This window comes from Brotaphodocola sp., from assembly GCF_983179755.1.
Genome location: NZ_CFAHBC010000007.1, coordinates 1 through 25964, shown reverse-complemented (window position 1 = coordinate 25964; position 25964 = coordinate 1). Strand labels below are relative to the sequence as shown.

The following is a 25964-nucleotide window of genomic DNA, read 5'->3' as shown; positions in this document are numbered from 1 at the left end:
AAGGGGGATGGGCGATGATGTCACAGATTTCAGGTACGGGCTTACAGCAGTTGGGGAGTTCTGTCTCTGCGGTGAAAGATTTTCTTTCCAAGTCCTACATGCAGTCTTTTGTGAGTCCGGGCTGTCAGGTCCTGGGGATCTCCGATCCTGTCAGGGTGAAACGGGGAATTCGGTTGTTGAGAATCCAGCAGATCGCAATCAGTGACGAGGAAGTCACCTCTCGCCTCACAACCGTGTATCAGACGATGAATGCCTTAGTCAACAGTTGCTTTATGATGATACAGGGAACTGTGGATGGAATTTCCCTTTATATTGGTTTTCAGTCAGATGCTCCGGGTACCGCAGAGAAAGCGTTGATTCAGACTTTAACCGGCAATTTCCCGGGAATGGTTATGGAGTCTTTGAACGCCACAAAAATTGATGAGATCATGGGCAGAATGAGCTCCAATCCGAATCATGAGTTGAAAACGGTGGGCGCAGTGTCGGTTGTTCCATCCTCAAGGGAAGAACGATTTTCGGGAGCAGATGTTCAGGGAATGGAGAAATTCATGGATACGATGCAGGGAAAAGAGTTTACCGCCCTGATTATTGCGACTCCGTACTCAAAAGATGTGATCGACCGCAGAATCTTGTCGCTTGAGGCAATCTCGACGGCTCTCTCCCCGCTCGAACAGATTTCGGTTCATGATACCCAGAGCCAGAGCACGGCATTAACCGATACAACGGCTCAGACCTTGTCGCAGACAATCAGTAACAGCATCAGTGAAGCGTATTCCGTGACGAACAGCAATGGCGTATTCTCTTCAAGTGGAAATGGAAATGCGTTTACGATCACGCCGTTGGGTCTGGGTATTTCTTTTCAAAAACAGCAGGCGAATGGAATGCAGGCGGGAAGATCGGTTGGTATCAATTATGGACGGCAGAGCGGGAGTGCAATCGGAAAAGCAGATATGACGAGTACAGCGCTTCAGAAATCCACGGGATCTTCGAGAACGATTGTCCGGACGGAGACAAACAAGGAGATTCAGGATTTGAGAGTCAAACTGGACAAGCAGATCAGCCGGCTTCGGGAAAGCGAGAGCCAGGGACTCTGGGATTGCTGTGGCTACTTTATCTCAAATGCCAATGACACGACGATTGTCGCGACAAACTCCTTCAGAAGCATTGTCACAGGAGACAATACGGATGTGGAACAGTCGGTGATCGATCTGTGGCAACCGACACGGCCGGGCGATTTGAATTCCAACCATCAGAATATTCAAAATCTTACGGATACGTTGTCTATGGGAGTTGCCCCAGTCTTTTATGTGGGAAATGCGCCTCAGAGAATGGAGAGCATTGTCACCGGAAAGGAACTCTCAAGAATGATGAATCTGCCACGAAAATCGGCGGGTATGGTCTCGGTGATGCACATGGCAACCTTTGGAAGAAACATTCATCTGATTGGAGGAAAAGACAGAAAAGTATTTGAACAGTCCAGTTTCCCGGTCGGCAATCTGATGCATATGGGGCGAATCGATGGACATACGAGAACCCGTCTCGAATTGCAGAAACTGAATGCGCATACACTCGCTGTCGGGGCGACCGGAGTGGGAAAGACGACAACGATCGGAGATATTTTGTACCAACTGCATGGAAACAACATTCCATTCACCGTGATTGAGCCAGCCAAGGGAGAGTATGGAGAGTTGTGGGGAAAACTGCCCGGAATTGATATCTACTCGACGACTCCATTTCGGTATCGGATGCTGAAGGTAAACCCGTTTGCATTTGAGAAGAATGTCCATATCTTAAATCATATGGAGAGGTTGATCAGTGTATTCTCAACCGCGTGGCCGTTGTACGCGGCTCAGCCGGCAGTATTGAGAGACTGCGTGAGAATGGCGTACATTCATTGCGGGTGGGATCTGACAAATTCGATCTGTCTCAAAGGAAAACGGGTATTTCCGACCTTTGTGGATGTGCTTGCCGAACTGCCGAAAGCGATCGAGAAGAGCAAGTTTGTCGGTGAGGCAAAGGGGACGTATGAGGGGGCTTTGCAGACGAGATTGTCGATGCTGACCGAGGGGATTTTTAAGGAGATTTTTTGCAGTGGATATGATATTCCGGACTGTGATTTGTTTGACAAAAATGTGATCATTGATCTGAGCCGATTGGGTTCTCAGGAGACGCTTTCTTTGATCATGGGAGTCTTGTTGATTCGCCTCTATGAACACAGAATCAATGAGGGAAAGAAGAACAGGCTTTGCCATGTTACCGTTTTGGAGGAGGCTCATAACATCTTGAAGAAATCGTCTTCTGTGCCACAGGGGGAGGATAGCCCTTCGATTGGCAGTAAATCGGTGGAGGTTCTGACAAAATGTATCACGGAATTGAGATTTACCGGAGAGGGATTCATCATTGCCGATCAGTCACCGGGAGAGCTTGATCCGACTGCGATGAAAAACACTTCCACGAAGATCGTCATGAGACTTCAGGATGCGACGGATCAGACCGCAGTGGAATCTGCGCTGTCGTTAGACAGGGAGCAGGTCTTGGAACTTTCAAAATTGGATAATGGAGTCGGCGTTGTCTTTCAGGAGGGCTGGATTGAGCCGGTATTGACGAAGTTCGATTTTTATAAAAATCCATATGCGGTGGCTCCGACAGATCTGAGTTTTCAGCCAGAAGTGGAGTATGCAGATCTGTGTAAAGTTCGGGGATTTTTGCTGGGAGAGATTGTCGGGCAGTTTAACAGGAACGTCTACGACAAAAACGAACTCATTAGAAAACTTCATTGTATCCGTGATTTCAGCAAATGGAAAATCGAGGACTATATTGCCTTGTTTGAGAGGAGTCAGATTGAGTATGAGAGCATCCGATTATTCTGGGATTCCAACCGTGTGAAGTATCACTATTACGGAAAGATCATTCGGGAACTGATCAATGGCGTCAATTTCTTTGAAGTCATTCCATTACCAAAAGTTGACCCAAAGACGATGCAAAAGCCGTACTCTAAGGACAGGCAGTATAGGGCGAAATGCGAGCGCTGGAAAGACGATGCAATGATCGCAATGGATCAGTATGCTTATCCTCTTACAGACGCAGAAAAAGAAACGATTCTTCGACTGCTCTTACTGGCAGATGGGGAGAAGAAATCAGATCAGATTACCGTGTGTGCGAGTTGTTTCATGAAATGATTTATAAGATAGATAAATGCTTGAAACAGGTGACTGAAATAAAGGGCTGAGAGAAGTAGCTTAGATGAGTGAATGAGATAAATGATCGTGGAGGTATTGTGATATGGGTGGAGACAGTGGCGAGGGTGGACACAGCGAGGGATATAACGCAGAATCGAGCGACAGCAACATTGAGAGCAGTGTAGAGACTTCTTCCAATTCAGAAATTGACGCAGAAGCAACGGATGACGAGCTGGATCTTGCGTTCGAGGATGAACAGTATGAAAAAAGAGAGACGGGAGATGAAAACAGCGAAACCAAGGAGACGGGCAAAGAGAATCATGATAAAATAGAAGATCATACGGAGAAAATAGAAGACGGTACGAAGAGTGAGGTGGAGGACGGAGAAATATCAGAAAAAGATATTTCCGAGTTACCTCCAAACGTTCAGGAGTCTTATCATCGCTATGTTCAGGACGGTTGGAATGGACCTCACAGTGATGCGACACCAGGTACAAAAGGTGGGGGAGAGTTTTCAAACCGGGATGGCGATTTGCCGACCGTGGATAACGAGGGAAAACCAATCACCTATAAAGAGTATGATGTGAATAATAAGCCCACAGATGGAAGCAGACGCGATCACGAACGCTTCGTCATCGGAAGTGATGGTTCGGTGTATTATAGTGGGGATCATTATGATTCATTTACCAAAATAAAGTAGAGGAGGGAATGCAATGGTAAATAGAATTCTCAGACGGGAAGAGATGACATATCCGGTGACCTACTATGAGGAGAATTCATTTCTGATTGTTGTGTTGAATGGAAATGAGATTCTCGACAAGACGGCTTTTTTTAAGGAGATGGAGACTAAGATGCAGTTTCCGGGAACCTGCAAAAATAAGTTCAGTCGTTTTGATGACTGGATGACAGATTTGTCCTGGATCTCGGCAGATCAGGGAATCTGCCTGATTGTAAATAATTATTCAAAGTTTCTCTCTTTGGATCCTGTTTTTAAAGAAAATCTGATCGAGGACTTTCGCGACAACATTCTTCCGTTTTGGGAGAAGGATGTTCTTCAGTGTGTGAAAGATGGAAAGACACGCCGGTTTGATATGATATTAAATTGATTGTGATATGGAACGAATGGGGAAGGATGAAAAATGCCAATATCAATTAAGAAAAACAGACAGGTTTTTGACGAAGCAGGTACTGCTTATGTGGTCGGTGACCTGATCTATGCAGTTTCAGACAGTACGAAGATTTACAGCGTGACAAACTGCGAGGAAAAAGTTTACGTTGAAGCTGCGGAAGTTTATCAGAACAGACACGTTGTCAGGAGAATGAGTGATGAGTTGGTGGAACGACCACATTTGACAAAAGAGCAGAGATTTGCAAATACGTTGTGGCCGGAAAAACTCGTGAAAGGCGAATATGACTCTGGATTTACCGGTTTTATAAGTCGGAATCCACATGTAGAAGGAAATCCTTTTGTATCTCTGGCAGAAGTCATAGAAGAGCGAAAGAAAAAGAAAATACTCTCGCGCGAAGAACGAAAGTATTATTTGAACCTTGGTATCCAGCTCGCAGAGATCATTGAGATTCTTCATGAGGGAGAGCACGTTATCGGCACGCTGTCGCCGGATAAGTTTTGGGTATCGGAAGCGGGAGATGTCTATTCGTTTCTCACCTACCAGTTTTCTTATGAAAAGGTAAATGCATTCGACTCCCCACAGTATGTTGCTCCGGAATGGCTGAGTCAGAGAAACCGGGAGAGAATTCTTTTTGACAAGAAATCCGATTCCTTTTTGTATGCGCTGATACTGTTTCAGTTGCTGACGGGCAAGTATCCGTTTGTATCCGATCGCGATATTTCTGAGGTGAAAAAGGAAGAATTGTGGGAGCAAATGGTCGACGGAAAAAGTTTGTACTTCTGGGAAGATTCAAACATCATGAACACAATTGAGGAAGCGTTGCAGGGTGTAAGTCCGGAGGTTGAATCACTGTTCAAAAGAACGTTTGACTATTGTGGGGATGAAGAATACGATGAGTCGAGAGCTTCGATTGAGGAGTGGCTGCATACCTTGAAGGAGGGCAACAACTAACAGCTGTTAGCGCAGTTAGATTCTGATGGGCTATCTTTGCTTTAGGGGGAACAACAATGAGTCATACATATGAAAAGTTAGATGGATACAAGTTCTTGTGTAAGATTTTTGCCCTTATTTCCAGAAATACAAATATGAGAGAAATCTTTCAGGAGAACGTGGATGATATTTCAAACACTGCCAATGATGAGATTGTCATGACGTATCTTGCAGAAAACTGGGATCGATTTTGTTCTATGGTTTTAGATAGCAATCCCGAAATTAAGGATTGTATTTTGGAACACTTTAACCAATTCCATCCGGGAAAGACGAAAGGAACAACGTTGGAGAAGTTTCAGGAACTGTGGAAGACGCAGACGGTTAAGGCGCTTGTGAAAGAGCGAAGAGAGACAAGAGATCCTCAGGTTGCATTTGGAATTGCGGAGACTCTTGCGGTAGGACTGGATCAGAGCAACAAGGATTTCTATATTGGTCTGGATGAGGCTAAGAAAATTCTGTTTCTCTGTCTGAAATATTTTGGGTATGAAGACGTTGAATTTATCCCGGAAGAATGTTTTGAGGAAGAAACAGAAAAGGAGAATTTTCGGAAACTGTTCTTTTCGGCGCTGTATAGCACCTTATTGTATTTATATCCGGCAAACAATGGAAATGCCCGCAAGAAAAATTTTGAAAGTGGAACGGTCACAATTCTCGAAGTTATACAAAGTGATGCGGTTTCCAAGTTGTTTACTGCATTTCAGAATGTCGCCGAGGCAAAAATGATTGCAGAACAACTGTGGGGAAATTGGAAGATTGACGGGCAATGTCTGTCTGTATCGGGTGCAGAAAAACTTCCGATGTCAGAGTTTTACATCATTCCTGATATTGTCTCAGATAGACGAATGGGGATATTGACGTGTGAGAGTGGACAGGCCGTTCGTTCCCTAGTCGAGGGAAGATCTGGTTGCGGAAAAAGCACGTTGGCAAAAATGATTGCTTTGATCTGCCAGAATGATGGGAATGATGTTTTGGAGACTGGCAAGTACAGAGAACTTGCGAGCAAGCTGGATTTGCGAAGAAGGATGTGGCCCATTATCCTCGACTGCAAAGAACTGAGATGTGAGGAGATCGAAGATGGGCTTATTTGTGCCGGACTCAGACAGATGGTATCGAGAGCGAATCAGGACGGTGCAGAGATAAATTATCGTCATTATCAGGAATGTGAACCATACCTGTTGGCGTTCTGCAATCATAAAATCATGCAGGCAGAGCTGTTAGTGATCGTGGATGATTATTCCAAGATACCGGAGAATTGCATCATGGAATTTAACAGACTGCTCAGAGAATTGTGTAAGAGGTTGACTCTGCACGTTGTTGTGATTACAGATACCTTAAAGCCATCGGAAAAATTTCGACTGAATGAGGCTTTTTATGGCTCTCATAATGAGTTTGCATGGCGGGAGATCTATCCCGATCTGACGTATGTGTCATCGGTTGTAAACACATGGGGAGAATGCGATGCTTCTGCGATAAAGTTAGACCCCTTTGTTCAGTTGTATGTAAATACACCGAGACGTCTCTTTCGGTATGCACAGGCATTGCTTAATGATGAGAGCATTTATTCGATCGCGGATTCCTGTCTGGAGGAGGAACTCGATCTCAGAAAGAAATATATTCGTTACAGAGACGAGTATCCAGAGTTTTTCCGATCACTGACTCTGCGGGCGCTGAGAGAGCGAAAAGAAAAAGAGCGGAAAAGCAGCAAATTAACGATCAGTGAAAAGCAGGCAAGGAAAGTCAAAAATGAGAATGAATCGTGGAATGAGATCTGGTCATGCATTGAGACAGAATCGATCCTGCTTGAACAGTGCGATACAGTAAACAGCCTGGAATTCAGCACTCCTCTCTATCTCTATGATGTGCTGATGAATTACTATTTAGAGCTTCTTCAGGACAGGATTTCGGATCGCGGTTCTGAGCCATTTTTGGAAGAATTTTCGTGTCTTTCCTGCATGGAATTTGCGTATGTGTTAGGTCTGCTTTTCAACAAGCTCTATGAGGATGAGTTTGAGGGGATTTCGGATTTAAAGGTGGAATATTTTGTGAAAGCAGTTGTGGCGAAGCTGTTTGAGGTCGAAACGATGGAGGATCTTGAATACTGCCAGTGGGCGGTATCATTTCTGATGGAAGAAAACTACAAGACAGCGTTTATTCACAGTGGAAATCCTGCTCGAAGGGAGAGAATCTGGCGGGTATTGCAGAGAGCTTATATTTCCTTAGAGGTATGTAAGGATGCATTTTGCAACTGCGGATTATTAGTTCCGTAAACAGGAGCAAAAAGAGTATATTTCGGACCAACTTTTCGGGTTTTCGAGATGTACTTTGATGAGACGTCATAGTACAATAAAGACATCACAGAGAGGAACATTTATATTTCATAAAGTTCATAAGTTCATAAAGGAAAGGGAGGTATTTTATATGCCAGTACAGTTTACAAAAGATCCGTTACCAACAAAAAACCAGGGAGAGCGTCACATTCCGGCAGTCCTTCTTGTAGATACCTCAGGATCTATGAGTGGTGCGCCGATCGAGGAACTGAATCGGGGACTTCGCGAGTTTGGAAATGCACTTCAGGAAGATTCACTTGCTTTGGGAAGAGCGGAAGTTTGCATTATCTCTTTCAACAGTTCCGTTGAGACGGAAATGGGATTCCGTCCTGCTGTTGATTATGAGGCTCCGACACTTTCTGCATCTGGACTTACTTCTTTTAACGAAGCAATTCAGGCAGGTCTTGATGCGATTGAATCGAGAAAAAAGGAATATAAAGATCAGGGTGTCTCCTATTACAGACCGTGGTTGTTTGTTCTCACAGACGGCGCTCCGACAGATACCGGTCTTGAGGCTTCTGCAAAGAGCAGACTTCAGGATGCGATCAGAAACAAGAAGGTGACCTACATGCCAATGGGAATCGGTGATGGTGCGGACACCCGTAAGCTCCAGGAGTACTATCCGGATGAGGCAGCCGCAAAGCCAGTTCTCAAGGCAGATGCAAAGAACTTTAAAGAGGCGTTTGTGTGGTTGAGTGCAAGCATCAGTCTGATCTCCAAATCTGATCCGAATACGACGAGTCAGGTAAATCTGCCTCCGACTCCGAGCATGATTACTGTGGGAATCTAATAACTCAGAGTGGATGTCTCCCTCCTCTATAGGTGGGGGTATCGCAAACTTTCTCAGGAGGGGAGACAATCCCCTTCTGAGTTATACGCTCCGCGAGAAGCGCAGTGATTCTGATTGGAAGATGTCAGCAAAGCTGACCAGAATCACGCGCCAAGTCTCCGCGAGCGTCGACTTGAAATAAAACAATTCGGGATTGTTAGCTGGTTAAAAGAGAATGAGTACTTGAGTGGATACTTGAGACATTCTTTTTCGATCAGCTAACAATTTTAGAAAGGAGTTGTTTATTGCGAATGTGGCCTTTTGATAAAGACAAAAAGCAATCTGATCATGAATCTTTTCAGCTCAAAAAAAACGCCCCGAAAGAGAGAAATCTCGATCAGAGCGATACGTTTGAGTGTATCGCAGACGAGGAGAATGAAAAGAGTGATAATGTGAGTGATACGATTAGTGATGGCGATGATGACGAGGTCATTCTTCCGCCGGAGCCGGAATTAGATCCCCCCGTATATGGAATCACTGGTGGCGTTTCTTATTGGGGATTTTCTCAGAGAGGAGAATCTCATATCAAAAATGGTGCGCCTTGTCAGGATCGCTGTGTGATTGATGTGGTGAATAGTTCGCCACTGATTATTGCGGGAATTGCGGATGGTGTGGGAAGCTGTATGCTGTCACATTATGGTGCCGCAACCGCAACGCGGTCGGCAATGGATTATTTGAAAAAAGAACTGATCGCATACAACGGGAGTCTTGATGATGCCTATGTCGGAGATCTGTTGAGATCTGCGATGATGTGCGCTTATGAAGCGGTTCGCAAAGAAGCCGAAGAGCTTGAGCAGTTGGAGTATTCGTTTCAGTCCACGTTGACGCTCGCAATCTATGACGGATCCACGCTCTTTTTCTCTCATGCGGGAGATGATGGAATCGTTGCAATTTTAGAGGATGGAACGATGGATCTTGCCACTGTTCGCAAAAAAGGAGAGGAAGCAAGCAGTGTAGTTCCGCTTCAGGGTTTAGACTGGGAGACGCGGAAGTCGACAAATGTGAGTGCATTTGTTATGGCAACAGACGGTGTGCTGGATGCTTTTGTCGGCGGTGAGGTGGAAGGAAACCGGATTTACTATCCTTTTATTGAACCGGCTGTGACACCCGGACAGTTGACGGATGCGAAAATCAAAGAGATTGCAGAATTTTACTATCAGTACATGGCGGGACCGGAATATCGTTCTAAGGTGACCGATGATCTCACAATGATTGTGGTTGCAAATCAGAAAAAAATTACGGCGGAAAATCTTCCTAAGTTTGATAAGGATGCCTGGGACAAATATTCTGCGGAAAGAGAAGCACAAATCAAGTCGGCACTGTACCCGGAAAATGAGCCGGAGAAGAATCGCAAAAAAGAAAATTCAGGTACAGCGTACTCCGAGCAGGAAACTTACAGAGACGTGAGCTCAGATAATGTAGATGATGCAGGCGATGCAGGAGAGATTTTGTGTGACTACTGTGGAGAAAAAGTTTCCTTGGAAAAGGCAAAATTCTGTCCGTATTGTGGTGCTGAATTGAGGTTGCCATTTAAGAATGATCATTATGATACGGCATCTCGATACAGAGATTCCTATGGAGAACCATATAGAGATTCGTATGCAGACTCTTATCAACAGACATCGACATCGCAGGGCAAACTTCAGATTCCCTCGATCACAAAGAGATATCCGGAACCGGGCAGGAAGGGAACAGGAAAAAAGAATCCGACAAAAAGTTCAAAAAAAAACGACGTTTATTTCTCAAAAGGCAATAGTAAAAAGAAGAGTTATAAGAAATATGACTATGATTTCGATGAGGACAGATGGTGGTTTGATCTTGATCCCGTCACTTTTCTTTTGGGTGTAATCATTGTGGCAATCGTGCTGATTTTTGTGTCCTTTTTCTTTCATTAAGAGTTTAAGTTTAGATCATTAGGAGTTTAGAAAACCGTAGTGATTGATTATACAACAAAGCACAAAGCGGGGAGAGGAATCTATGAGAACATTGTATGGAAAAAAAGGAACGACCTACCAGTTGGGTGAAAAAATTGGTGCCGGTGGAGAGGGAACGGTTTTTAAAATCTCCTCCGAGCATGGAAAAGTCGCAAAGGTATTTCATGACGGAAAATACAATCCAGATGTCATGAGACGAAAAATCGAGACGATGATTTCCATGCCGATCAAGCCGGTTGTGGATGGAAGTTTGCGCATGGCATGGCCAGAAGATATTCTGTTGGATGGAGATATGTTTGTGGGTTATGTGATGCCTTTAGTAGAAGCTCCATATGAAATTTTTCAGGTTTATCGAGACGATGCCGATCGAGACCGGATTCTTCCGGGATACACGTGGAAATACTCGATTCAGTATGCGTATAATTTGTCGTGGATCGTGTGGTACATGCATCTGAATGATATTGTGATTGGCGATATGAATATGAAGAATATTCATATCAATGAAAAGGGACAGGTTGTCCTCATTGACTGTGATTCGTTTGACATCACCAATCCCAAAACGAAGGAGCATTTTCCGTGCACGGTTGGACTGCCGGAGATGCTTGCGCCGGAACTTCAGACTTGTGGAAATCTGGCGAATGGCAAGTTCTCCAAGGAGAGCGATGATTTTTCGCTTGCGATTCACATCTTCCGCTTGCTGATGAAAAATGCAGATCCGTTCGGCGCGAAATTGATCAGCAAGAAGAAATCATCCCGCAGTGCGGTGGATGCGAGTGGAGTGATTGTCAATGGCGAGTGTGTTTATGTGAGAAAAGTACCGGGAAAGGTGGCACCGGACTGGGTTCCGCCATTTGATATGCTTCCGGAAGATGTTCGGAATGCGTTTATAAAAACATTTAATTACACACATTTAAATGCACTGAAAAAAATAAAAGACAGAACCACTGCGGAAGAATGGAATCTGATTCTTCTTAAGCTTGCACAGGCGGAGCCGAATCCCAATCTGACGAAATGCAGTAGTAATCCAAGGCATATTTATCCGATTCACAACACGACTTGCCCCTGGTGTGGAACGCAGAGCATTATGCATGACAATGGACTTGTCAAAAAGGTGAGAAGCTGGCTGGGATATTGATGCTTGAGTGATATTTGGGAAATATTTTGGGAATGTTTGGGCAAAGAGATTGAGCTTTGGGGAGAGAGGGGAGATGATCGGTTTGCTGTCTTACAGAGGTTCATCAGGGAAAATTTACAAACTGAATCATAATCTCGGAGAAGGTGGCGAGGGGATTGTTTACGGTCTTTTAGACGATGACAAGCATGTTGCAAAAATATACAAAGAGAATTATTTTAAGACAAAGAGCGAGCGGGATACAGCAGAGCGCAAACTGAAAGCGATGGTGGCGATGCAGCTTTCCGGCTATGTAGATGACAAACTTCGGTTTACCTGGCCACAGGATATTTTGTATGAAGATGACGAAGAACTTGGAATGGTGGGATTTATTATGCCAAGAGTTCCGTCGAGTTTGAAGATTTATTCTGTTTACAGAATGGACGATGCAGTGAAGAAAATTTATCCGGAATTCACATGGAAATATTCGTTGCAGTTTGCGTATCACCTGGCCTGGGTCGTGCAATATCTCCACTCAAAGGATATTGTGGTGGGTGACTTTAACCAGAACAATATTTACGTTGATACAGACACAAAAGCGGTCGTTCTCATCGACTGTGACTCGTTTGATATTACGGATCCGTATACGCGAGAACATTTCCCGTGTACGGTTGGATTTTCGGAGGTGCTTGCACCGGAACTTCAGACCGTTGGGAATGTGAGAAATGGGCGATTCACAAAGGAGTCCGATAATTTTTCGCTTGCAATTCATATCTTTCGTCTGCTCATGAGAAATGCAGATCCGTTTGGAGGAATTATTGCGTCTGGTGCCTCCACAAGCAGTATTCCGCAGAATCAGGCGATTATAAATGGCGAATGTCAATATGTGAGAAATGTCGGAAAGATCATTCCGAAATGGTCACCGAAGCTGGAAGCGATGCCGGTTGAAATTCAGGAGCTTTTTAAAAAGACATTTGACTATACCGCGACGACTGCATTGCGAAACAGGCGCAGGAGAGCTACAGCTGAAGAATGGTGCAATGCGTTACGACCATACACAAGAACAGGACAGAATCGACGATTAAAACAATGTTCCCACGATCCTTTGCATATCTATGCTTCTCATAATCGACGCTGTCCCTGGTGTGTGTGCGAGGGAAAAACTTATGTTCCGGATCCCATAGATTTGAACCATTTAAAAAAAGCATTCCAGATTTTATCAAGGGTTTTGCAGTGTCTCATGGTTCTCTCGATTCTGAGCGAGTTGGGGTATCTGGGATATCTGTGTTTGTATCGGTCGACAGGCGACTATCGAACGATGTGGAGTATGTTTTGCAAGAATGTTTTGATTATCAGAGAGAATTTGCTTGGAAATCCGTTATTTCTTAATTTGGGATATTTTAAATTGGAAATCGAAATCTTTGCGGATAAGTTTGCACAGTTTTGTAGCAATCTTGATTTTTTGAGACGATCGGATTTGGGGTTTATCTGTGGAAAGAATTTCCTTGAAAATAATCAGCTGGTGATTCATCACAGCGTGGAGCAGTTTTGGAATGTGTCGGTTATGATTCCTGTTTTGATTGGTCAAATAAAAAATCTGTTTGGTATACTACAAAATAACATCGCATTTTATTTGGGAATGGTGATGAAAAAGATAAAAGGGCTGATTCCGATCTGGGAGAGATAGAGAGTATGATAAAGATAATGACGATATTTATGTATGTAGCGACGATTCTGGCTATAGGATCAACCGCGATTGTGGCGGTGAACTATTTGGTCGAGACAAAAACGAAGCAGATTGATTTTATGACGATCAATAATCACATTAAGACTTGCAGGAGAGCATCTCTTGTGTTTACCGCTCTGGTGTGGCTGGCAAACAGCTTTGAGCAGAGAAGTATCTGCATAAAAGGGTATTTGGAATTATCAGCGACGTGTTTGCGACTTGGATTTTTTTGGCTAGTTTATGCATTTGTTTGCATTGCAATTTGTATTTTGATGGTCAGCATTAAGAAAGAACAGGTGCTGATCAATCATATTTCAAAATTCAGAAACTCTGGCTTTATTATGGGAGCAGTATTTCTGATCGTATCGTTTTTATTGAATGTAAAATAGGTGGAATAATCGAATAAGTGGAAAAAGCAGAAAGCGTGAAGTTTGTTTGAATTTGAATGAACTTTGCGTTTTTTGTGTAGATACTTTTTGAGGGTATATCGGTACAATATAGATAGCAAGAAAAGACAATCAGAGAAAAGTCAGGGGGGAATGAGATGGCAGTTTACAAGAGTTCTTCTGGTAAAGTTTATACGTTAGGAGCTCAGCTTGGAACTGGCGGGGAAGGAATCGTCAGCGAGATTCAGGGTGAAAATTCCAAGGTCGCAAAAATCTATAAAGCGGACAGGTTTAAGACGGATCAGGACCGATTTACGATGGAGCGCAAATTAAAGGCAATGTTGGACATGAATATTTCTGTCTATGTGGACGGAAAACTGCGACTTGCCTGGCCGTTGGATATCCTTTATGAAAATGGTTCGATGGTTGGATTTGTCATGCCGAAAATCAATTCTAAGTACAAGATTTTTGATGTTCAGCGAGTGGAGATGGCGGAAAAGATTTATCCGAATTATACATGGAAATATGCGGTTCAGTTTGCGTACAATCTTTCCGTGGCTGTGAAATATGTTCATGATAAGAATATTGTGATTGGTGATTTCAATCAAAACAATATTAGTATTGATACCTCAACGGGTGCAGTGATCCTGATCGACTGCGATTCCTTTGATATCAGAGATCCGAAAAGTGGAGAACATTTTCCATGTAAAGTTGGTCTTCCTGAAATGCTTGCACCAGAATTACAGACGGTAAGAAATTTGGCAAATGGAACATTCGCAAAGGAGACCGACAATTTTTCTCTTGCGATTCATATTTTCCGGTTGTTGATGAGAAATGAGGATCCTTTTGGTGGAGTGATCACGATGAGCAGATCGCTCAGCACTGTATCTGCGAATGCACCGATCATTAACGGGGAATGCCCTTATGTGAGAACGGTGAGTGGCAAAGAAATTCCGGGACGGTCCCCCACTTTGGATATGCTTCCTGTGAATATTCAGGAACTGTTTAAAAAGACGTTTGACTATGATGCGAGCACAGCGCTAAGACGGATTAAGAATCGTGCAACGGCGACAGAGTGGTGCAATGCGTTAGTGGTGTTGGCTACTGCGGAACCAAATCCTAATTTGCAGACTTGTACATTGAATCCGCACCATGTATATCCAAAATATAGTTCTTATTGCCCGTGGTGCAGGTGTGAAAACTATCAGCCTCCCAAACCACAACCGTCTGTTCCACAGGGAAGACAGAGGAGAGCTGTGCAGAGCACTTCCACAATCAATTCTACGGTTAATTCCCAAGTTACTTATACGCCACCGAATTCGGGGACTGTAAATATATTATCGGGAATAACGGGTGTATCGGGGAGAACAGGAGCAACAGGGATGACAACTAACCAGCAGGCAGGATCTGGTGGCAATAGTAAGCCCAGAAGAACATCGACACTCTTTTACCTCGTTCTGATTGCGTTTGGTCTTGCCGGTGGATTTGTATTTGGACAACCCGTATGTGAGGTCGCAGATTTGGGTTTTCATATGGATATTCCTCTGAATGCATGTATCGCGGTTCTTTCTATTGGTGGAGTGATTGGCAGTGCCTTGATTGCATATTATTTTAAAGATCGGTACATTTATGCAGACAATGCGATTCCGTGGCTGTTTATGGGACTGGTCACTTTACTTGTACCGCTGGTGGTTGCCCTTGCAATGGCGCTTGTAATGTTTATTGTTGCTGTAATTCTTGGAATTCTTACCGTGTTTGTAAGCATTATTATTGGTATTATTGTTATCGTGATGATCGGTTCGGGCAGTTAATGAGGGCTTATTCGCATGTTTGTCACAGTGCGCATATCCTGATAGGGAGAAGGGAACTTTTCAGAAGTCAAAGTGAATGAAGAGGGAACTTCTCTCGAAATAAAGAATAAAAAATCAGGAGTGTTGATTATGGCAAGATTTACGAACTATGCAACTCTTTCTTATAACGGCGGAAGCACAGATTCCAATACCGTCACGGGTGAATTGCTTGAAGTGCTGTCTGCGTCAAAGACGGCGGTGAAGGAAGTGTATACAGCGAAGGATCGGGTGACGTATGTGCTGTCGCTGATTAACAGCGGAAAAACGGAATTTGCCGGATTGACGGTGACCGATGATCTTGGGGGCTATCTGTTTAAAGAGAATCTGGTCTATCCATTATCATATGTCGAAGGTTCTCTGCGTGCCTATGTAAATGGTGTGCTCCAGATCGCTCCGACTGTGACCGCAGGTCCGCCTCTGTTGATTGAGGGTGTGAGTGTTCCGGCAGAGGGAAATACGATTCTGATTTACGAGGCAGAGGTGACGGAGTATGCACCGCTCGGAATCGAGTCTGTGGTCACAAACACTGCGACGATCACTGGTGGAGGATTGAATGCGCCTCTGACTGTGACGGAGACGATCGGAATGGAGAAGAAAGCAGATCTTAGCATCAGCAAGGCACTTTGCCCGTCGACGGTGACGGAGAACGGACAGCTGACCTACACGTTTGTGATTGAGAACAGCGGAAATGTCGAGGCGACGGAGGCGGATAGCGTGGTTCTCAGCGATACCTTCAACCCGAAGCTCAAGGCAATCACAGTCACCTTCAATGGCACGGTTTGGACGGAGGGTGTGAACTACACTTACGATGCGGATACGGGAGTCTTTGCGACACTCGAAGGGCAGATCACGGTGCCTTCGGCATCGTATGTGCAGAATGAGGATGGAACCTGGAGTACAAATCCGGGCAGTGCGACCCTTGTGATCACCGGTACTGTGTAACTGAGAAATAAACGACAATCCCCCTCTTATAAAGAGAGGAATGTCGCAAGATAATAGTTATTTATGAATGGTTATGACTTTAGAATTTATTATTAATGAAGCAGTGGATCGGCGGGCTGTGAGGTAGCACTCACAGCCTGTTGAATTTTGAGGATCAAAATCAAGAGGATGATTTGATGAGAAGGATTCAGAGAAAATGTGAGATTTGCATGGACAAAATGAAGGTTGGGATTTATTTTTAATATAATAATTGAAAATGACAACTTGATAAAAAGATTGATAAGAGAGTTTATAAAATGAGTTGTGGGAAGATTGATAGAAAGAGTGAGAGAAAGAGGGCGATGAAATGGATCGAAATGTAGAATATATTCTGGAAGTGGCGAGATGTGGTGGAATCACGCGGGCGGCGGAAAAACTGTTTATCACACCGTCTGCGCTGAGCAAATATGTGCTGGCACTGGAGGAACAGCTTCAGGTGAAACTGTTTCATCGTGTGGGAAAGACATTTGTGCCGACGGAGGCAGGAGAGTGTTACATAAAGAAAGGGTTGGAGATTGAGCGTCTCTATCATGAGCTGGATGCACAGATGGAGAATATGTCCTGCATCAGTCGTGGAGTTTTGCGTCTCGGCGTGCAGGCAAACCTTTCAGAGCGGGTATTAAGATTTGTTCTTCCGAAACTTCAAAAACAGCTTCCGGGAATTCGGATCAGTATGCATGAGACGAGTGCAGATGAGGTGATTTCCATGCTCAACAAGCAGACGCTCGATGTCGGAATCGCGATTGTGGAGCAGAGAGAGGACAGCTTAAATTACCGGAAAATTGACTCCTGCGAGATGGTGATGGCAGTCGGAGTCGATCACCCGCTCCGCGAGTATGCGAAAGAAAGAGAAGGTTTCCGCTATCCGTGGATTGATCTGAAACGATGCAGTTGTGAGCCGAATGTGATGATGATGCCGGGATCTTCTTACCGCGTGTTTGCGGACAACCTTTACGCATCGTATGGACTCACGCCGAACATCGTCTACCAGTTTGAGGCAACCCGAACAGGTCTGGTGTGCGTCGCGTACAATGGCGCAGTCATGATTACAGCGGACCACATGATTTTCAACAGCTATCAGGAAGAGCGCGTTGTTCCACTCTCAATCGGGGAGACTCCGGCTTATCGGGATCTCTGTGTGATTTCTTCAAAATGGACGCAGATGAAGGATGAGACGGAGTGTTTGTACGGGATTATGGAAAATCTTCTTTCAACACGTTAATAAAATTTGACACGCTAATAGGAATTGCCATGACGGTTTCGGCGAAATTTTTATCGGTGTAATCATGTCGTTTAAGTTGATATCTGTAAAGAATATGGAAATGTACTTCCAGTATTTCACGCGTTAAAATAGTCGGTAGTTCATGAATCGTTACAAGAATAACGAGAGTGTGAATGGAAACATGACAAAAGATAATAAGAGAGATACGGAGGAAAAATCATGTCACCTTTACAGATTACGCTGATCATTCTGCTCTGTACGATCATTGCGTTTGTTTCCGGAAAAATTCCGTTTTCGATTATCTCGGTCGGAATCATTCTGGCGCTGATCTTCACGGGCATTATGACGCCGGCAGAGGCAATGAGCGGATTTATCAACACGAACGTGGTGATGTTTGTCGCAATGTTTGTGATTGGAGCGGGACTCACAAAGACGAGTCTGCTTGACCGTGCACAGAGTGTGGTTGTTCGTTATAAAGACAACCTTCCTGTGCTGATTTTCTTTTCTTCACTGGTAGCAGGTTTCCTCGGCTGTGTGACCAGCGCAACTGCAACTGCGGCAATCATGATTCCGCTTCTTGTGGGAATCTCCGCAGAGATCGGTGTGAGTCGTAGCAAACTGCTCTACCCGACGATGGCAGTTTCCAACATTGCGACGGCGATGACGTTTCTCGGTCAGGGTGCGAGTAACATGACCTGGAGCGAGATCATGGTCAAAGCGGGAGCGGAGCATCCGTTCCAGATCTGGGATTTTACGATTGCGCGTATCCCGGTTCTGATCATCGCAATTTTATACATGGTATTTATCGGATACAAAATGATGCCAGACATTGACAATAGCAAATTCCACGACACGGTCAGCAGTACCGAGAGCGGATGCCGTCTGACTCCGGCGAAGGAGAAGATTGCGTTTGTGATCATTGGACTTACAATCGCGGGAATGCTGTTTGAAAATGTGATTGGAATTGATATGTATCTGACTGCGTCTGTTGGAGCGGTGCTTCTGGTTCTCACCGGAGTGCTCTCTGAGCAGGAAGCGCTCTTATCGATTCACCAGCCGACGGTATTTTTGTTTGCGGGAGTTCTCGCACTTTCCGATGCGATTCGCTTAACCGGCGCGGGAGATGTGGTTGCAGACTGGATGATTCGTCTCCTTGGAAATACGACGAATCCGTACATCATCATGACGGTTTTCTATGTGATTCCGTTTTTGCTGACTCAGGTCATGTCCAATCTGGCGACGTACACGATCTTTATTCCGCTTGTCGCTTCTGCCTGTGTGAAGATCGGTCTTGACCCGAGAGCAGCCGTGATGGGTGTTCTGATGGCAAGCTGTGTTTCGATTATGACTCCGATGGCAGCACCGTGCCAGATCATGATCATGGAGCCGGGCGGATATAAGATCAAGGATTACTTAAAATGTGGAACACCGCTCGCAATCATCATTGCGATTGTGAGCATTATCATGCTTCCGATGATGTTCCCATTCTAATTTGAGAGATTAAAAAGAGAAATCGGATCATCTGATTGAAAGATGAAAACGGAAATTTCCTGTCAGGGGATGTCAGGGGAGTTTCCGTTTTTTTGTATGATAGGAAATTGCCAAGGCACATTCTTTTTCAATGAGAAAACATTGTTGGATTTCGTTGAAAAATGCTAAAATAAAAGAAGAGAAAAAATATGGGCGCGGAGAAGAAGCACAGGGGAAAAGAAAATAGCAGGCGAAACAAACAGTAAAAAATAAAACGAAAAACGACAAGAGAAAACGGAAGAAACAGAAGGAAAAGAAAAAGAGAAAAATCAGGAAAAAGGAGAAGATAAAAATGGGAGAGTCGGAAAAGACTGGAAGATTCAGCTGTGTGGATTGCGGAAAAAATGGTTGTCGGAAGCGGAATGGCGATTACCCGGAATTCTGTGAGATTCCTGCACTGACGGAGGACGAGATAGAAAAACTCAGAGCACTCTATCAGGATGAGGAGAACCGGAGAGTGGCGATTGCATCCGCAGAAGTGGAAGGGGAATTTTACGGAACTTACACGAGAGTGGAGGAGACGATCGAATTTGCCCGCCGAATCGGCGCAAAGAAACTCGGAATCGCGACCTGTGTCGGTCTGCTCGAGGAGAGCCGGGTGCTCGCAAGGATTCTGCGTTTAAACGGGTTTGAGGTGTACAGCGTTGCCTGCAAGACCGGAGCGATGCTTAAGACTGATATTGGTCTCGATCCGAAGTACACCTGCAAGAGTGGAAATGTCATGTGCAATCCGATTCTTCAGGCAAAACTGATGAACAGGGAGAAAGTTGATCTCAACATTGTGATGGGACTTTGCTGTGGTCATGATAGCCTGTTTTACAAGTACGCAGAAGGTTTGACGACGACGCTTGTCGTGAAAGACCGTGTCCTCGGAAACAACCCGGTTCAGGTGCTCTATCAGACGAGATCCTATTATCGCCGTCTGCTCGCAAAGCCGGTGGGGGAGAAATAAAACGGAATAGCAGATAAGCAAGTTTTAGAAAAAGAAAATAAAAAAAGAAAAACAAGATAAAAATGAATGAAGAAAGAACAATAAGAAAATAAGAAAAATGAATAAGAACAAATGAATAGGAAACAGCGGGGAACATGAGAAAGATTCTCAACCCCGCTTCTTGTCTTTCAAACGAGTGCGTGATAAAATTAACGACAGTTAGCATAGCCTTACTCATGCATGAATGTGCGCGGAAAGCGTCTCACAGACACTTAACTGATGCTGATAAAAAACGTGGATGTGAGTCATGTATAGGGCTTTGAAAACTGCATAAAATTATATGCAAGGGCAACAGAAATTTCTCCGCAAGAGGAGCATGGTATGCTGATGGCAGAAGATATGTTTGAAGAGCGAATGCGATTGAAGTGATGAGGATGATTCCGGAAAATAAATATCAAATTTTCGGGTGAGTCACGGATCACAGATTGTAGAAATAAATCGTAGAAAATATCTTAGAAACATATCGGAAGAAAGTTGGCGATCCGCCGTGAGAAAGGACGAGAACATGAACTATTTGGAAATTGAGAAGGTAATCGGAAGAGAGATCATTGATTCCAGAGGAAATCCAACCGTTGAGGCAGAAGTTTATCTGGTAGACGGAACGATGGGAAGAGGAACCGCTCCAAGCGGTGCATCAACCGGTGAGTTTGAGGCACTGGAGCTTCGCGATGGTGACAAGAGCCGTTTCGGTGGAAAGGGCGTTTCCAAAGCAGTCGAGAACATCAATACGGTAATCAACGAGGCACTTCAGGGTGTCAGCGCATTTGATACTTATGCAGTGGACAAGGCTATGCTGGATGCAGACGGAACAAAGGATAAATCCAATTTGGGCGCAAATGCAATTCTGGCAGTATCCATCGCAGCAGCACGCGCAGCAGCAAATGCTCTGGATATTCCGCTGTATCGTTTCCTTGGCGGTGCAAACGGAAATCGTCTCCCGTTGCCGATGATGAACATCTTAAACGGTGGCGCACATGCAGCAAATACCGTGGACGTTCAGGAATTCATGATCATGCCGGCCGGTGCTCCGACTTTCAAAGAGGGTCTGCGCTGGTGTACCGAGGTATTCCATGCGCTTGCAGGTCTGTTAAAGAAGCGTGGACTGGCTACCTCTGTCGGTGATGAGGGTGGTTTTGCTCCGGATCTTGGCAGTGATGAGGAGGCTATTCAGGTAATTCTTGAGGCTGTCAAGGCAGCAGGTTATGAGCCGGGTAAGGATTTTGTTCTGGCAATGGATGCGGCTTCGAGTGAGTGGAAGGGAAGCAAGAAGGGTGAGTACATTCTGCCGAAATGCGGAAAGAAGTTCACTTCTGAGGAGCTTGTAGCACACTGGAAGGGTCTTGTTGAGAAGTACCCGATCTACTCCATCGAGGATGGTCTGGACGAGGAAGACTGGGAAGGCTGGCAGATGATGACCAAGGAGCTGGGGGATAAAGTTCAGCTCGTCGGCGATGATCTGTTCGTAACCAACACCGAGCGCCTTGCAAAGGGAATCAGCCTTGGCTGTGGAAACTCCATTCTGATCAAGTTAAACCAGATCGGAACCGTTTCTGAGACCCTTGAGGCAATCAAGATGGCACACAAGGCAGGATACACCGCAATCGCTTCTCATCGTTCCGGTGAGACCGAGGATACCACGATTGCAGATCTTGCAGTTGCACTGAACACCTGCCAGATCAAGACTGGTGCACCGAGCAGAAGTGAGCGTGTTGCAAAGTATAATCAGCTTCTTCGCATCGAGGAAGAGCTTGGCACAGCAGCACAGTTCCCGGGCGTTGGCGCATTCAACATCAAGAGATAAGAATCGCAAACTAGCGAGAGAACGAAATAATCACAAGATTATAAGGTAATAAGAAGGACGTGTGAAAAAATGAGAAATCATTTTTGGGCACGTCCTTTTTTATAGATAATCATAAAAATTCCTATTTAAAGTATGTTCCCCATTACTTCCCCTAAATGAAAAATAAAAATTTTTTTTGAAATCTGTTGGCTGTGACACATGTCGCAAATTAAGCTTAAGCTATAAAAAATAAAGCAAAAATGAATTAAAAATTCTCTTAAATTTATTCTTGAGGAGACTTAGTGTAAGTTAGTATTGGGATATGAAAAGATAGTGGGGGACTGAAAATGTTAGAGGAGGAATTAAAATTTTATCGCATTGGATTCATATCGAGAAGGACAGGAATTCCAACAAAACAGTTACAAAGATGGTGTTTGAACGGAGATTTTAAGCCGGATCTTCCAGCGCAGAAATCTCCATATGGGATTAAATCAAAAGAGCAACAATATACCTATGAGGATGTAAGACGCTTATATATAATTGCGTTATTTCGGCAAATCGGTGTTTTTCAAATAAAAGAAATAAACCGTATGTTGGATGAAATCTGGGATAATGATAAAGAAATTTGTAATCTGTTTTTTAAACTAAGAGAGAATCGGGAAGAGTATTTGTTTACGCTTCAGTCAATTGTGAATGTATTGCAAACAGAAGAACCATCAAAAGTTGCACTTGCATATATGGCTATTATGCGTGAAAACAAGGATGTAGATAAGAAAGAAGATTTAATTCCAGAAGCTTTAAAGAAACTAGAAATATATGATTTTTCCAAAGAAATACATCCTGTAATCCCTGATAAAAATTCTTCATCTGCATTAGCAAGACTCTCTGGTATGAATAAAAGGACGCTATATCGCTTGTTTGAAAAGGGGTGTTTTGATGAGATACTGAAAGATCCTAGTTTATCTCCCATGCAGGTATATATAAGGTGCTATACAAGAATTTTTCTTATATTACTTATGCGAGAGATAAATCCTGGTATTTACCGGATGGATAAAATGTTTATCAGCGATGATGTTATAACGGATATGGATAAGGCAGTAAACAGGCATTTGATTAGTCTTATTGGACTAAAAAATTCAGAGAAGGAAATACGTGAAATGGGATTTCATATATTTTCTTTGATAGCTGATACAGTTGTTGGCGATAAAAATATAACATTTGATTATTTCCTGTACTGGAATGGATGTGAGAGTATAGAAAAAGAAAGATCTTTGCTTTCCATTATGCCATTGCAAATTTGGCCATCTGATGAGGAACGCAATAATGCCTTTAAATATGCCATAGAGATTTTTGAATATATGAATAAAACAAAAGAAGAATGGAGTAAGCTTCCTGTATAATTCAAAGTGTAGAGAGTAAATGATTTTACAAAAATAGATACCTAAGTTAAACTGTTATTGCTGACCGGCCAGTTAGCAAATGAGCAGAATAAGAAAGGTATCTACAAATGAATTCTACACAAAATAAGAAGATTGATCAAGTAAAAGAAACAACAATGATTGTCGGCATTGATGTTGGCAGTGAAAAGCATTATTTCAGAGCGTTTAACTGGAGAGGCATTGAGCTTACCAGAAAGCCTGTAGCGTTTTCAAACTCTATGGAGGGATTCAACAACTTTTACAATACGATTGTGGAACTGATGCAGAAAAGAGAACTTGAAGAGGCGCTGGTAGGAATAGAGCCAACCGGTCATTACTGGTTTGATCTTGGGCAGTTCATGGGGGAAAAGAACATAAAGTTTGTGATGGTAAATCCGCACCATGTGCATAAGACCAAAGAATTAGATGACAACAGTCCATCTAAAAATGACAGAAAAGATCCTCGTGTTATAGCAGGGCTTGTAAGGGATGGACGGTATTTTTATTCATATATGCCGACAGGTGTATATGCAGAACTGCGGAATGCGTCAAACCGCCGGTTTGTGCTTGTAGAAGAACAGACAAGGGCGAAGAACCGTCTGCAGAAGTGGATTGCAGTGTATTTCCCGGAATATAAGGGAATATATACACACATAGATGCCAAGGGAGGGTTGCTGGTGTTAAAACAGGCACCAACTCCTGAGGAGATAGTAAGAGTTGGAGTGGAAGGTATCATAAAGATATGGAAAGACGCTAAACTCCGAGGAAATGGGCATAAGAAGGCTATGTTGATTCTGAATGCAGCCATGAAGAGCATAGGATTAAAGTCAGGTCTTACAGAAGCCAGAATGGAGATACAGGATCTGATGGAGGATTATGAACTCCAGACAAAACGCCTTGAACGGGTCAATGACCTGATCAAAGAACTGTGCCAGCAGATCAGGTATGCGGATAAGCTGCTTGAAATAAAAGGCATAGGAATAACAACAGGAGCTGGTTTTATAGCAGAAGTCGGTGATATCGCGCGCTTCGATAGCACGAAAGAACTTCAGAAACTGGCAGGATTGGAACTGGTGTCAGATAGCTCCGGTAAGCACAACGGAAAGACAAAGATAAGCAAAAGAGGGCGCAAGCGTCTCAGATATCTTCTTTTCGAGGCAGCGATATCGGTGGTGGGAAAGAATGAAGAATTCAAAGAAATCCACAGGTATTATACCACCAGGGAAAAGAATCCATTAAAAAAGATGCAGTCACTGATAGCAGTAGCATGTAAGCTGATAAGAGTATTCCATGTGATCCTTACCAAGGGAATTAGTTATGATGCATCAAAGATGTTGAAAGATATTCAACATCAGGGAAAGCAGTTAAAGGCTGCATAAGCGAGCACTAAAGAACAACCATAATGATTACAGGAAGCGTCCACCGAAAGGTGCTGTAATCGGAGTGTTTGGATCAGTAATGAAAGTACAAAGAATGAGCTGGTAGCCGGCAGGAATTTTCTCCAGAGGGCATGACCCTGTAAGTAAGCTAAGCTGGCGTCCTGGTTATGGACAGGCAGAACGAAGGAAGTGAGGACCCGCCGTAAGGAGGATGATCCTGTTGGACATGAGAGGTGAGCTGCCATATAGGGATGGGTATACATCGAGGCCATTTAGGACGGATAGTGATGACGTTTTATTTGGTGTACCCATTATTACTATATATCTGCCCTGTATGAGGTAAAGATCACTCCATAACCTTAGTTCTATTCAATGACAGGTATCAAAAAGTATTGAATTTATTGAAAAAAACACTTGATTATATGGAGAGGATAGTGACTTTGCAAATATAGAGTTGGAAGATGAAAGTGTGCTTTTGGGGGTTGCGATGGAAATGCGTAATGAAAAAAATAAAATATGTGAAGAATTCCTTAGTAGCATTTTTCAGAGTCCTCTTTATAATATTAAAAATACGGAATTGGTATGGTTTTTAATTCTGCTATGGGGAAATAGCTCCATGGTTTCTGAAATTGATCGAAAATGTGGCAGTGGGGCGGCTAAGAAAATTTCTTTAATATGTATGTATTATTTAAGTTTTTTATCATTCATTGATAGAACTACTAGCTTTATTCAGGAAATAAAGTCTATGACATCAGAATCTGGAATATTGAAAGTCAGTCAGTGTTTTGTTCAGAAAAAAGTTGCTGATTTTGTTACATGTTGCACTGATATGTTTTTGCGTGAAGAGAAGATGATCCTTAACGTCATAATATATACGGCATATTTGAACCAGATCGATGAAAGCATTAAAAATCATGCAGTAGACGCAGTAAAATACTATTTTACACACCATAAAGGAGGAAATAATTGTGAGTAGAAGAGTATCCGTTGATGCTGATTTGTTAGGAGGTCTAGCGGCATGTGGTACCGTAGGTGGTGCCATTTTAGGGGCTAAGAAAGGAAGTCATGCCGGTATTGTGTTTGGTCGAAAGATGGGAGTAAAAGGAACGGTTGTATTTGGTACGATCGGGGCTCTAGGTGGTGCGGTTTTAGGACATCTAAGCGGGAATCCTCGGCCATTCAATGACCGAGATGAAAGCGC

At 43.7% G+C, this 25964-nt stretch carries 20 protein-coding genes; all 20 read left to right on the top strand.

Translation table 11 applies throughout. From position 1 onward, the window contains the following. Positions 1-14 precede the first annotated feature (14 nt). Positions 15-3179, top strand: a complete 3165-nt coding sequence (locus tag AC4EVX_RS04595; RefSeq protein ID WP_490159676.1) for an ATP-binding protein — start codon at positions 15-17, stop codon at positions 3177-3179. Positions 3180-3282: 103 nt separating this feature from the next. Further along, on the top strand, positions 3283-3879 hold the full coding sequence (locus tag AC4EVX_RS04590; RefSeq protein WP_490159675.1) for a ribonuclease domain-containing protein: 597 nt from the start codon (positions 3283-3285) through the stop codon (positions 3877-3879). Positions 3880-3892: 13 nt separating this feature from the next. Then, positions 3893-4285, top strand: coding sequence for a barstar family protein (locus AC4EVX_RS04585; protein WP_490159674.1), 393 nt, complete (start codon positions 3893-3895; stop codon positions 4283-4285). 33 nt (positions 4286-4318) lie between these two features. Then, positions 4319-5260 (top strand): hypothetical protein, encoded by a 942-nt coding sequence (locus AC4EVX_RS04580; RefSeq protein WP_490159673.1) that lies wholly within the window; start codon positions 4319-4321, stop codon positions 5258-5260. A 56-nt stretch (positions 5261-5316) separates the two neighbouring features. Continuing rightward, entirely contained in the window at positions 5317-7566 is a 2250-nt protein-coding gene (locus AC4EVX_RS04575; RefSeq protein ID WP_490159672.1) for a hypothetical protein, read from the top strand. A gap of 151 nt (positions 7567-7717) precedes the next feature. Next, entirely contained in the window at positions 7718-8416 is a 699-nt protein-coding gene (locus tag AC4EVX_RS04570; protein WP_308450850.1) for a vWA domain-containing protein, read from the top strand. A gap of 290 nt (positions 8417-8706) precedes the next feature. Then, positions 8707-10350 (top strand): protein phosphatase 2C domain-containing protein, encoded by a 1644-nt coding sequence (locus AC4EVX_RS04565; protein WP_308450849.1) that lies wholly within the window; start codon positions 8707-8709, stop codon positions 10348-10350. Positions 10351-10432: 82 nt separating this feature from the next. Beyond that, positions 10433-11524, top strand: a complete 1092-nt coding sequence (locus tag AC4EVX_RS04560) for a hypothetical protein (RefSeq protein WP_490159671.1) — start codon at positions 10433-10435, stop codon at positions 11522-11524. Positions 11525-11597: 73 nt separating this feature from the next. Then, positions 11598-13187, top strand: a complete 1590-nt coding sequence (locus AC4EVX_RS04555) for a protein kinase domain-containing protein (protein ID WP_490159670.1) — start codon at positions 11598-11600, stop codon at positions 13185-13187. A gap of 5 nt (positions 13188-13192) precedes the next feature. Beyond that, complete coding sequence (locus tag AC4EVX_RS04550; protein WP_490159669.1) at positions 13193-13615, top strand: hypothetical protein; 423 nt, start codon at positions 13193-13195, stop codon at positions 13613-13615. 155 nt (positions 13616-13770) lie between these two features. Next, positions 13771-15423: a protein kinase domain-containing protein gene (locus AC4EVX_RS04545; protein ID WP_490159668.1), complete on the top strand. Its 1653-nt coding sequence runs from the start codon at positions 13771-13773 to the stop codon at positions 15421-15423. A 129-nt stretch (positions 15424-15552) separates the two neighbouring features. Continuing rightward, a complete protein-coding gene (locus AC4EVX_RS04540; RefSeq protein WP_490159667.1) occupies positions 15553-16404 on the top strand; it encodes a hypothetical protein in 852 nt (283 codons plus the stop codon). 346 nt (positions 16405-16750) lie between these two features. Then, complete coding sequence (locus tag AC4EVX_RS04535; protein ID WP_490159666.1) at positions 16751-17665, top strand: LysR family transcriptional regulator; 915 nt, start codon at positions 16751-16753, stop codon at positions 17663-17665. A gap of 219 nt (positions 17666-17884) precedes the next feature. Further along, positions 17885-19156, top strand: coding sequence for an SLC13 family permease (locus AC4EVX_RS04530; protein ID WP_490159665.1), 1272 nt, complete (start codon positions 17885-17887; stop codon positions 19154-19156). 331 nt (positions 19157-19487) lie between these two features. Then, positions 19488-20147 (top strand): DUF1847 domain-containing protein, encoded by a 660-nt coding sequence (locus AC4EVX_RS04525; protein WP_490159664.1) that lies wholly within the window; start codon positions 19488-19490, stop codon positions 20145-20147. A 544-nt stretch (positions 20148-20691) separates the two neighbouring features. Next, positions 20692-21987, top strand: coding sequence for a phosphopyruvate hydratase (eno, locus tag AC4EVX_RS04520; RefSeq protein ID WP_432629732.1), 1296 nt, complete (start codon positions 20692-20694; stop codon positions 21985-21987). A 326-nt stretch (positions 21988-22313) separates the two neighbouring features. Continuing rightward, on the top strand, positions 22314-23366 hold the full coding sequence (locus AC4EVX_RS04515; RefSeq protein WP_490159663.1) for a MerR family transcriptional regulator: 1053 nt from the start codon (positions 22314-22316) through the stop codon (positions 23364-23366). Between the two features lie 107 nt (positions 23367-23473). After that, positions 23474-24763, top strand: a complete 1290-nt coding sequence (locus AC4EVX_RS04510; protein ID WP_490159662.1) for an IS110 family RNA-guided transposase — start codon at positions 23474-23476, stop codon at positions 24761-24763. Positions 24764-25217: 454 nt separating this feature from the next. Continuing rightward, on the top strand, positions 25218-25739 hold the full coding sequence (locus AC4EVX_RS04505) for a hypothetical protein (RefSeq protein WP_490159661.1): 522 nt from the start codon (positions 25218-25220) through the stop codon (positions 25737-25739). Then, on the top strand, positions 25732-25964 hold a 233-nt coding region (locus AC4EVX_RS04500), incomplete at its 3' end, for a hypothetical protein (protein WP_490159660.1). The genes AC4EVX_RS04505 and AC4EVX_RS04500, both read left to right, overlap by 8 nt.

Bases quoted from the DNA above. Each gene is read 5' to 3' on its own strand.
- AC4EVX_RS04585 (WP_490159674.1), top strand. From the start codon at position 3,893: ATGGTAAATAGAATTCTCAGACGGGAAGAGATGACATATCCGGTGACC.
- AC4EVX_RS04550 (WP_490159669.1), top strand. From the start codon at position 13,193: ATGATAAAGATAATGACGATATTTATGTATGTAGCGACGATTCTGGCT.
- AC4EVX_RS04595 (WP_490159676.1), top strand. From the start codon at position 15: ATGATGTCACAGATTTCAGGTACGGGCTTACAGCAGTTGGGGAGTTCT.
- AC4EVX_RS04525 (WP_490159664.1), top strand. From the start codon at position 19,488: ATGGGAGAGTCGGAAAAGACTGGAAGATTCAGCTGTGTGGATTGCGGA.
- AC4EVX_RS04540 (WP_490159667.1), top strand. From the start codon at position 15,553: ATGGCAAGATTTACGAACTATGCAACTCTTTCTTATAACGGCGGAAGC.
- AC4EVX_RS04510 (WP_490159662.1), top strand. From the start codon at position 23,474: ATGAATTCTACACAAAATAAGAAGATTGATCAAGTAAAAGAAACAACA.
- AC4EVX_RS04545 (WP_490159668.1), top strand. From the start codon at position 13,771: ATGGCAGTTTACAAGAGTTCTTCTGGTAAAGTTTATACGTTAGGAGCT.
- AC4EVX_RS04580 (WP_490159673.1), top strand. From the start codon at position 4,319: ATGCCAATATCAATTAAGAAAAACAGACAGGTTTTTGACGAAGCAGGT.
- AC4EVX_RS04560 (WP_490159671.1), top strand. From the start codon at position 10,433: ATGAGAACATTGTATGGAAAAAAAGGAACGACCTACCAGTTGGGTGAA.
- AC4EVX_RS04515 (WP_490159663.1), top strand. From the start codon at position 22,314: ATGTTAGAGGAGGAATTAAAATTTTATCGCATTGGATTCATATCGAGA.
- AC4EVX_RS04575 (WP_490159672.1), top strand. From the start codon at position 5,317: ATGAGTCATACATATGAAAAGTTAGATGGATACAAGTTCTTGTGTAAG.
- eno (WP_432629732.1), top strand. From the start codon at position 20,692: ATGAACTATTTGGAAATTGAGAAGGTAATCGGAAGAGAGATCATTGAT.
- AC4EVX_RS04535 (WP_490159666.1), top strand. From the start codon at position 16,751: ATGGATCGAAATGTAGAATATATTCTGGAAGTGGCGAGATGTGGTGGA.
- AC4EVX_RS04570 (WP_308450850.1), top strand. From the start codon at position 7,718: ATGCCAGTACAGTTTACAAAAGATCCGTTACCAACAAAAAACCAGGGA.
- AC4EVX_RS04555 (WP_490159670.1), top strand. From the start codon at position 11,598: ATGATCGGTTTGCTGTCTTACAGAGGTTCATCAGGGAAAATTTACAAA.
- AC4EVX_RS04565 (WP_308450849.1), top strand. From the start codon at position 8,707: ATGTGGCCTTTTGATAAAGACAAAAAGCAATCTGATCATGAATCTTTT.
- AC4EVX_RS04530 (WP_490159665.1), top strand. From the start codon at position 17,885: ATGTCACCTTTACAGATTACGCTGATCATTCTGCTCTGTACGATCATT.
- AC4EVX_RS04590 (WP_490159675.1), top strand. From the start codon at position 3,283: ATGGGTGGAGACAGTGGCGAGGGTGGACACAGCGAGGGATATAACGCA.